Here is a 5399-nt window from a genome sequence, read left to right as displayed (position 1 = left end):
GCGCGGCCCGGCGCGTCCGCCCACGGCGCGCCGGGCAGTCCCACGACCAGCGCGACCACGACCGCGGCGACGGCGCCGAGCGTCGGGACGACGACGGCGGCGGTCGACCGGCGGCGGGGGGCGACAGGCGGCCGCAGGGCGTGCAGGGCGCCGTGCGGGTCGGTGGCGGGGGGCTCCGAGCGGCTCGGGGTGGGCACCGCGACTCCTCGTCCGTCGACGCGACCGGTGCGCCGACGGCGTCACGGTAGCGGCAGGACCGGACATCGGCGGCGAATCGGGCGGCTTGGCGACCCGGCTCCACCCGATCGGGGGTGCGGGTGCCCGCGTCGTGGACCGCGGAAAGGGGTCGACCACCGTCGGCGAGGGGTGTGAGCCGCCGTCGCCGCGGTGGTGGGAAGGCCGTCAGGCGATCGGGACCCGGACGACGAGCGCGCCGGGGTCGACCCGGGCGTGCAGCTCGGTGACGCGCCCGACGACGTCCCCGTCGACCTGCACCTGGTCGCCGCCGGGCACGACGAGCCGCACCTCCTGCGCGCGCGTGTGGTCGATCCGGCCGATCTTGGCGCGCAGGTCGTTGCGCATCCCGACGCCCTGCAGGACGACCTCGCCGAACAGCTGCGCCCACCCGGCGATCCCGGCGCGCGTGTCGATCGCGGCGACGTCGAGCCAGCCGTCGTCCAGCTCGGCGTCGGGCAGCAGCGTGATCCCGCCGGGCAGCCGCCCGCAGTTGCCGATGAGCAGGCTGCGCAGCCGCGTCGAGGTGGTCGCCTGGTCGTCGAGGCGCACGTGCACGCGGGTGCGGCGGCCGTGCAGGTGCTTCATGCCGGCGACGAAGTACGCGATCCAGCCGACCCGGGCCTTGAGCTGCTCGTCGGTGTCGGCGACCATCGCGGCGTCGAAGCCGACCCCGGCGATGACCAGGAAGATGTGGTCGCGCGGCAGGTCGGTCCCCGCGGGCAGGTCGTCGGCGGCCTCGGCGACGTCGTCGTGCACGTCCGACTCGAACCGCAGGACGCGCAGCCACCCGACGTCGATCGTGCGGTCGCGCCCCTCGACGGCGATCTGCAGGGCCGCGAGCGGGTCGGAGAGCGGGATGTCGAGGTTGCGGGCGAGCAGGTTGCCCGTGCCGAGGGGGAGCAGGCCCATGGGCACGCCGGTGCCGACGAGCCCCTCGGCGACGGCCCGGACGGTCCCGTCGCCGCCCATCGCGATGACGACGTCGGCGCCCTGGTCGACGGCCGCGCGGGTCTGCCCGACGCCGGGGTCCTCGACGGTCGTCTCGAACCACAGCGGCGCCGGCAGGTACTGCTCGGCGCACGCCCGCACGACCGCGGCCCGCAGGTGCGCGACGTCGGGCTTGGACGGGTTGGCGACGAACGCGACGAGCTGCCCGCTCGACTGGACCTCGCGCGCGAGCCGCAGCGCCCGCGCGGCCCGCCCCGCGCGCGGGGACTCGATGCGGCGGCGCAGGTCCCGCTGCCGCACGAGGACGACGAGCCCCAGGAGGATCGCGAGGAGCGCGAGCGCGCCGGCCACGACCGCGACCCACGCCTCCCACGTCATGCGGGCAATCTACGGTGCGTGCGCCGCGCGGGCCGAGGGACTCGCCTGGTCACGGCCGGGTCCGGGCGGCGGTGTCGGGGCGCTGGGTAGCATCGGCGGGTGATCGATCTGCGGCTCCTGCGGGAGGACCCCGACCTCGTCCGGAACAGCCAGGTGCTCCGTGGGGACGACCCGTCCCTGGTCGACCAGGTGCTCGACGCCGACGCCCGCCGCCGCTCCGCCCTCACGCAGTTCGAGACGCTGCGCGCCGAGCAGAAGGCGCACGGCAAGAAGGTCGCCGCCGCGCAGGGCGAGGAGAAGCACGCGCTGCTCACGCACGGCAAGGCGCTCGCGGAGCAGGTGAAGGCGTTCCAGGCCGACGCGGACGAGGCCGAGAAGCACGCCGCGGACCTGGCCCGCCGGATCGGCAACGTCGTCGAGGACGGCGTGCCCGGCGGCGGCGAGGACGACTACGTGGTGCTGGAGCACGTGGGCACGCCCCGCGACTTCGCGGCGGAGTACGGCGACGGCTTCACGGTCCGCGACCACCTGGAGCTCGGCGAGGGCCTCGCGGCGATCGACACCGAGCGCGGCGCGAAGGTGTCGGGCGCCCGCTTCTACTACCTCACGGGCATCGGTGCGCGCCTCGAGCTCGCGCTGCTCAACGCGGCGGTCGACCGGGCGCTCGCGGCGGGGTTCACGCCCGTCATCACGCCGACCCTCGTCAAGCCCGAGGTCATGGCGGGCACCGGGTTCCTCGGCGCGCACGCCGACGAGATCTACCACCTGCCGGCCGACGACCTGTACCTCGTGGGGACCTCCGAGGTCGCGCTCGCGGGCTACCACAGCGGCGAGATCCTCGACCTGTCGGCGGGCCCGAAGCGGTACGCGGGATGGAGCGCCTGCTACCGGCGCGAGGCCGGGTCGTACGGGAAGGACACGCGCGGCATCATCCGCGTGCACCAGTTCCACAAGGTCGAGGCGTTCAGCTACACGACCGTCGAGGACGCCGCCGACGAGCACCGCCGCATCCTCGGCTGGGAGAAGCAGATGCTCGACCTCGTCGAGCTCCCGTACCGGGTGATCGACACGGCCGCGGGCGACCTGGGCAGCAGCGCCGCCCGCAAGTTCGACTGCGAGGCGTGGCTCCCCAGCCAGCAGCGGTGGCTCGAGCTGACGTCGACGTCGAACTGCACGACGTTCCAGGCCCGCCGCCTGGGCGTGCGCGAGCGGACCGCCGACGGCGTCGTGCGCCCGGTCGCGACGCTCAACGGCACGCTGGCGACCACCCGGTGGCTGGTTGCGATCCTGGAGAACCACCAGCTCGAGGACGGGTCGGTGCGCGTCCCGGAGGGGCTGCGGCCCTACCTGGGCGGCCTCGAGGTGCTGGAGCCGGTCCGATGAGCCGCTGCACGCTGGTCGCCCTCGACGTCGACGGCACGCTCATGTCGTACGACGGGGTGCTGTCCCCCGACGTGCGGGAGGCCGTCGCGGCCGTGCGGGACGCCGGCGTGCACGTGGTGCTCGCGACGGGTCGTGGCGCGCACTCCGCGGTGCCCGTGGCCCGCGAGCTCGGCCTCACCGAGGGCTGGGTCGTCTGCTCGAACGGTGCCGTGACGGTCCGCCTGGACGGCAGCCCCGAGGGGTTCGAGATCACGAAGTCCGTGACGTTCGACCCCGGTCCGGCGCTGCGGACCATCGCGCTGGAGCTGCCCGACGCGCTCATCGCCGTCGAGGACCTCGGCGTCGGGTTCAAGGTGTCGGCCGACTTCCCGGCGGGCGAGCTCACCGGGCGGGTCGAGGTCGTGCCGTTCGAGGAGCTCGCGTCGACGCCCGCGACGCGCGTCGTCATCCGGGCCCCGAAGGCGAGCCCCGAGGAGTTCCACGAGCTCGTCGAGCGCGTCGGCCTGCACGAGGTCGAGTACGCCGTCGGGTGGTCCGCGTGGCTGGACCTCACGCCCGGCGGGGTGTCGAAGGCGAGCGCGCTCGAGGAGATCCGGCAGCACGAGGGCGTCGAGCCGTTCGCGACGGTCGCGGTCGGCGACGGCGGGAACGACGTGCAGATGCTGCGCTGGGCCGCGCGGGGCGTCGCGATGGGTCACGCGAGCGACGCCGTGCGGGCCGCCGCCGACGAGGTCACCGGGACCATCGAGGACGACGGCGCCGTCGCGGTGCTGCGCAGCGTCCTCGTCTGAGGCCCGCCGGGTCGCCCCCGGCGCGTTTTCCACGGGTCGGTCGGGGGTCCGCGAGCCTCTCACCTGGACGATGACTGAGGTCATGACCACCAGGTCGTGACGCAATCGTGACCGACTTGTCCGCCTCCGTGGGTTGCGTACACGTTGCGCAACGGCTTGCATCGCTGGGGAGGGCGCGACGGGGAGTGGAGTCGCGCCGCACCGGAGCATGACGACGTGGAGGTCTCATGAACGGCTTGCGCAAGCGTCGCGGGTACGCGACGGCGGCAGCAGCGGGAGCGGGCCTGGTGCTCGCCCTGACCGCCTGTTCGGGCGGTGGCGACGACGGGGGCGGCGGTGACGCGGGCGACGGCGACGCGACCGCCGACTGCTCCGCCTTCGAGGAGTACGGGGACCTGTCGGGGAAGACGATCAGCGTCTACACCTCGATCGTGGACCCGGAGGCACAGCAGCAGCGCGACTCGTACAAGCCCTTCGAGGACTGCACGGGCGCGACGATCGAGTACGAGGGCTCGCGCGAGTTCGAGGCGCAGCTGCCCGTCCGCCTCGAGGCCGGCAACCCGCCGGACATCGCGTACGTGCCGCAGCCCGGGTTCCTGGCGTCCATCGTCGCGGACTACCCCGACGTGGCCGTGCCCGCCCCGCAGGGTGTCGTCGACAACGTCGCCGAGTACTTCTCGGAGGACTGGGCCGGGTACGGCACGGTCGACGGCACGCTCTACGCGTCGCCGCTCGGCGCGAACGCGAAGTCGTTCGTCTGGTACTCGCCGCAGTTCTTCGAGGACTACGGCTACGAGGTCCCCGAGACGTGGGACGACCTCATCGCCCTGTCCGACCAGGTCGTCGAGGACTACCCCGACGGCAGCGTCAAGCCGTGGTGCGCCGGCATCGAGTCCGGCGATGCGACCGGCTGGCCGGCCACCGACTGGCTCGAGGACATGGTGCTGCGCACCGCCGGGGCCGACGTCTACGACCAGTGGTACAAGCACGAGATCCCGTTCAACGACCCGCAGATCCTCGCGGCGCTGCAGGCCACGGGCGAGATCCTCAAGAACCCCGACTACGTCAACGGCGGCCTGGGCGACGTGACGTCCATCGCGACGGCACCGTGGACCGAGGCGGGCTACGGCATCCTCGACGGCACGTGCCTCATGCACCGGGCGGCCAACTTCTACGCGGCCAACTGGGACGAGGGCGTGACGGTCCAGGAGGAGCCGACCGACCAGGGCGTCTACGCCTTCTACCTGCCGAGCATGGACGACACCAAGCCGATCCTCGGCGGTGGCGAGTTCGTGACCGGCTTCTCCGACCGTCCCGAGGTCGAGGCGTTCCGCGCCTACCTCGCGTCGCCGGAGTGGGCGAACGCCAAGGCCGAGGCCACCCCGGCCGGTGGCTGGTTCAGCGCGAACAACGGGCTCGACCCCGAGCTCATCGTGCAGCCCGTCGACAAGCTCGCGTTCGAGCTCATGACGGACGACGCGTACACGTTCCGGTTCGACGGCTCGGACCTCATGCCGGGCGCGGTCGGTGCGGACGCCTTCTGGAAGCAGATGGTGTCGTGGATCGCGGAGAACCAGTCCGACGAGGAGACGCTCGACAACATCGAGGCGGCCTGGCCCACCTCGTGACGCGGCGGCCCGACTGACGGGACGTGGGGGGGGC

The 5399-nt window shown here is 73.5% G+C and carries 5 protein-coding genes; 3 read left to right on the top strand and 2 right to left on the bottom strand.

Going from position 1 to position 5399, the window contains the following annotated elements:
* Positions 1–197, bottom strand: a 197-nt coding sequence (locus tag CBZ_RS19230; protein WP_218022824.1) for a hypothetical protein, incomplete at its 3' end; no start/stop codon positions are given.
* A gap of 205 nt (positions 198–402) precedes the next feature.
* Positions 403–1563: a diacylglycerol/lipid kinase family protein gene (locus CBZ_RS19225; protein ID WP_130783059.1), complete on the bottom strand. Its 1161-nt coding sequence runs from the start codon at positions 1561–1563 to the stop codon at positions 403–405.
* 99 nt (positions 1564–1662) lie between these two features.
* Here CBZ_RS19225 and serS point away from each other — a divergent pair, with 99 nt between their 5' ends.
* The 3 genes from serS to CBZ_RS19210 all read left to right on the top strand — a co-directional run bounded on the left by serS (position 1663) and on the right by CBZ_RS19210 (position 5365).
* Positions 1663–2946 (top strand): serine--tRNA ligase, encoded by a 1284-nt coding sequence (gene serS, locus CBZ_RS19220; RefSeq protein WP_130783058.1) that lies wholly within the window; start codon positions 1663–1665, stop codon positions 2944–2946.
* Positions 2943–3737: an HAD family hydrolase gene (locus CBZ_RS19215; RefSeq protein ID WP_130783057.1), complete on the top strand. Its 795-nt coding sequence runs from the start codon at positions 2943–2945 to the stop codon at positions 3735–3737. The genes serS and CBZ_RS19215 overlap by 4 nt, the downstream gene beginning before the upstream one ends.
* Before the next feature lie 227 nt (positions 3738–3964).
* On the top strand, positions 3965–5365 hold the full coding sequence (locus CBZ_RS19210; protein WP_130783056.1) for an ABC transporter substrate-binding protein: 1401 nt from the start codon (positions 3965–3967) through the stop codon (positions 5363–5365).
* Positions 5366–5399: the final 34 nt, after the last annotated feature.

Source organism: Cellulomonas biazotea (assembly GCF_004306155.1).
Classification (GTDB): Bacteria; Actinomycetota; Actinomycetes; order Actinomycetales; family Cellulomonadaceae; genus Cellulomonas; species Cellulomonas biazotea.
The sequence above is the reverse complement of the archived record's forward strand: the minus strand, read 5'-3'. Positions and strand labels throughout refer to the sequence as shown.